1 pseudogene is annotated in these 330 nt (G+C 52.1%); it reads left to right on the plus strand.

The features are described 5' to 3' along the window. Positions 1 to 101 precede the first annotated feature (101 nt). Positions 102 to 224 (plus strand): annotated as a pseudogene (locus EZM41_RS02895) (S16 family serine protease); the annotation flags it as partial. Positions 225 to 330: the final 106 nt, after the last annotated feature.

A 330-nucleotide genomic window follows, 5' to 3' on the forward strand; every position in this document is an offset into this window, starting at 1 on the left:
GCTCATCTTTTGCCTCTCACCTACGCCATAAAAGGGTTTAGGGGAGCCTCAGGTCTCAGCCAAGGCGCCCCAATAGCCCTTCATGCTACGGTTCTAATGGCGTTCTTTCTGCTCTTTCGGATTTGCCGCTGAAACAGAGCATAGGCGTTACAGGTTCGGTTGACCAGTTCGGGAATGTGCAGCCCATCGGCGGCGTCAACGAAAAAATCGAAGGTTTCTTCAAGAGATAGAGGAAGGAATTGAGGTGACGGAGGGGTGCTTAGAGAGCTTTCCTCCAACCTCAGATAGCCTGACCATCTTGGATCGGGTACTTAAAGCCCTTGAGGAGCC

It is taken from the genome of Acetomicrobium sp. S15 = DSM 107314, from assembly GCF_016125955.1.
GTDB lineage: Bacteria > Synergistota > Synergistia > Synergistales > Thermosynergistaceae > Thermosynergistes > Thermosynergistes pyruvativorans.